Genomic DNA, 2,615 nt, shown 5'->3' with positions numbered 1-2,615 from the left:
CGTGAGCGTCCAGCCGCTCCACCTTGACTCGGTCTGGAAGCGGCGCTATCTCGCCGCAGAGGCGGATCCGACGAAGGCGATGCACTCCACGAGGTTGAGCGTGGCTAGTACCAAGTACTTCTCAGCCTCGGTACGCACAGCCCAGAGGTCGTGGTCGCCGAGATAGCCGTAGGCGAACGCGAGCAGGTTGCGCTCGGGATGCTCGTCACAGAACTTCTGGACGATCTGGGCGACCAACTCAGGCGCGAGCCCCTCGTTGAAGCGCGCACGGGCTGTCAGGCGCTGCAGGCATCCCTCTTGGATGTCCTCAGTGACGACGCGCCACTGGTGACCGCTGAGCTTCATCGCTTGGAACGTGACCAGCAAGACGTGTATCGCCACATCCAACTGCTCCATGGCCACTCCCATGCGTGGCAGCACCAAGATCGACGCGAGCAGTGTGGGCTGCTCCTTGAAGATCTCGTCGGTCAGCGCCACCTTCTGCTCCAGGCTCATCCGCTGGACGGCACGCTGGGCCTGCACGATCACGGGCAGATTGATCCGTTCCATTGTCAGGTGGGCCGCCAGCGGTGCGGCAGCAGTTCTTCGAGCCGGTGGCTCGGGTGTGAGTGGATGCGCGCCAGCACATCGCGCAAATAGGCCCACGGATCCAGGCCATTGAGCTTGGCCGACTGCACCAGGCTCATCACCACCGCCGCACGCTGGCCGGCCAAGGCGCTGCCGGCGAACAGCCAGTTCTTCGCTCCGAGCTTCCAGGGCTTGATCTGGCGCTCAATGAGGTTGTTGTCGATGACCACGGCCCCGTCGTCCAGGTGTAGCGTGAGTGCCGGCCAGGCGTTCAGGCTGTAGTCGATCGCCTCGGCGATCTTGCTGCCATCGAGCACCTGCGTGCGCTGCAGCTTCAGCCACACCTGGAGTTCCTCCCACAGCGGCCGACTCACCGCCTGGCGTGCCTGGCGGCGCTCGTCGTGGGACATCTCGCCGAAGGCGCCTTCGGCACGGTAGATCCGTGCCCAGCGCTGCATGGCCTCGGCGGCCACGGCGCTGGCGCTGTGCTCACCGCGGCTGAGCTCCTCGAAGCGACGACGGGCATGCGCGGCACATGCCGCCGACTTGCGCTGCGGGTAGAGCTTGGCGTCCAGCACGGCGTTGTAAGCCGCGTACTGGTCCGTGATGAGGATGCCCTGCCAGGCAGGATCCGGCGCTGGTGGCCCCTTGCCACCGAGGAAGGCGAGCGGGTACTGCGATCCACGACCCAGGCAGAACTCGTAGATCACGCCTGGGTGTGGGTCGTGATGGCTGCGCGCCCAGGCCCAGACGTAGGCCTTCTTCGTCTTGCCTGCGCCGGGGTCCAGCAGTGGCACCGGCGTCTCATCGGCATGCAGCACCCGGCAGCCCAGGATGAAGGATCGGTGCAGCTCGTACAGCGGCTCCAGGCTGGCACCGCCCGCGCCGCCCCAGCTGGCCAGCGTGGAGCGCGGCGTGTGCACGCCCGAGCGCGCGTTGATCGGCTCCTGGCGGTAGTACGGCAGGTGATCGACGAAGCGGCTGATCAGTGTGTGGGCCACCAGCCCGGCCGCTGGGATGCCGCCGTCGACGACGTCGGGCTCGGCCGGCTCCTGGCGCAACAGCTGGCAGCACCGGCAGGCCCACTTGCCGTAGATGTGCCGGTGCACGAAGAACTTCGCCGGAATGATGTCCAGCTTCTCGCTGACGTCCTCGCCGATGCGCTGCATGGGCTGCCCGCAATCGGTGTTCGGGCAGTGGGTGTCCTCGGGCTCGTGGCGGTGCTCCACGCGTTCCAGGTGTTCGGGAAGCGTCTGGCGGCGCGGTTGGCGCCGTGGTGCCTTGGGTGTCTTGGGAACCTCAGGCATGCCGTCCTGCAGCGCGGCCAACTTCGCGCGCAGGCTGGCCTCGTCCTCGGCGAGCACTTCGGCGAAGAGCAGCCGCTGCGCGGCGGTCATGGCCTCGGTCCTGGCGTCGAACTGCCAGCGGCGCAGCCGGGCAAGTTCGAAGTTGAGCTTGTCGATCTTGGCTTGCGCCAGCGTGAGCTCACGGCCACGCCGGGCCAGCTCCTGCGCATCGGCCGCAGCCTGTTGCTGCAGTCGCTCGATCAGCGCGAGCACCTCTGAGGGCAAGCTCGTCAGGTCGGGGGAGGCGGCAACTGCACCGGGCATGCGCAGCATGGTGCCGCATCGAACATCAGCCGGACATTGGCGATTGCGTTGTCAACCGCCGAGCGGGTCAGGTGCGGCGGATCGTGGCCAGTTCACCCAAGCGTTGCCAGGGCAGTCCGAGGGTCAGTGCTTCGAATTGCTGTGCGCTCAGCTGCAAGGCCGGTGTCGCCGAGCTTGCCTCGGCCGCGTGCCAGACGAAGCGGCCGGCATGCAGCCGACGCGTGGCGCACCACACCCCGAAGCCGTCATGTACGAGCAGCTTCAGGCGGCTGGCCCTTGCATTGGCGAACAGGTAGCCGTGGTGGGCGCGGGCCTCGCCAAGCGTGTTGACCACCACCGACAGCAACCGATCGGCGCCGGCGCGCATGTCCTGCGGCTGGCTGCACAGCCAGAGGGCGTCGATCCTGATCATGGGCTGGTCAGTCCTTCAGGGCCACG

Annotated in this window: 3 protein-coding genes; all 3 read right to left on the bottom strand. The window is 67.3% G+C overall.

Annotated elements, in window-relative coordinates; all coding sequences use genetic code 11:
• Nucleotides 1–45: 45 nt before the first annotated feature.
• From AC07VX_RS26820 to tnpB, 3 genes are read right to left on the bottom strand one after another with little or no spacing between them, the layout of a single operon-like run.
• A complete protein-coding gene (locus AC07VX_RS26820) occupies nucleotides 46–549 on the bottom strand; it encodes a hypothetical protein (protein WP_493183986.1) in 504 nt (167 codons plus the stop codon).
• A 2-nt stretch (nucleotides 550–551) separates the two neighbouring features.
• On the bottom strand, nucleotides 552–2,186 hold the full coding sequence (tnpC, locus tag AC07VX_RS26815; RefSeq protein WP_493183985.1) for an IS66 family transposase: 1,635 nt from the start codon (nucleotides 2,184–2,186) through the stop codon (nucleotides 552–554).
• Between the two features lie 58 nt (nucleotides 2,187–2,244).
• Nucleotides 2,245–2,589 carry an IS66 family insertion sequence element accessory protein TnpB gene (gene tnpB, locus AC07VX_RS26810; RefSeq protein ID WP_493167849.1) on the bottom strand — a complete coding sequence of 115 codons (345 nt, stop codon included), beginning with the start codon at nucleotides 2,587–2,589 and terminating at the stop codon, nucleotides 2,245–2,247.
• Nucleotides 2,590–2,615: the final 26 nt, after the last annotated feature.

The organism is Roseateles sp. GW821-FHT03B02, from assembly GCF_059421025.1.
The sequence above is the reverse complement of the archived record's forward strand: the minus strand, read 5'-3'. Positions and strand labels throughout refer to the sequence as shown.

What these genes read in the sequence shown, in the direction of transcription:
- AC07VX_RS26820 (WP_493183986.1), bottom strand. Translation starts at nt 549, where the DNA reads ATGGAACGGATCAATCTGCCCGTGATCGTGCAGGCCCAGCGTGCCGTC.
- tnpC (WP_493183985.1), bottom strand. Translation starts at nt 2,186, where the DNA reads ATGCTGCGCATGCCCGGTGCAGTTGCCGCCTCCCCCGACCTGACGAGC.
- tnpB (WP_493167849.1), bottom strand. Translation starts at nt 2,589, where the DNA reads ATGATCAGGATCGACGCCCTCTGGCTGTGCAGCCAGCCGCAGGACATG.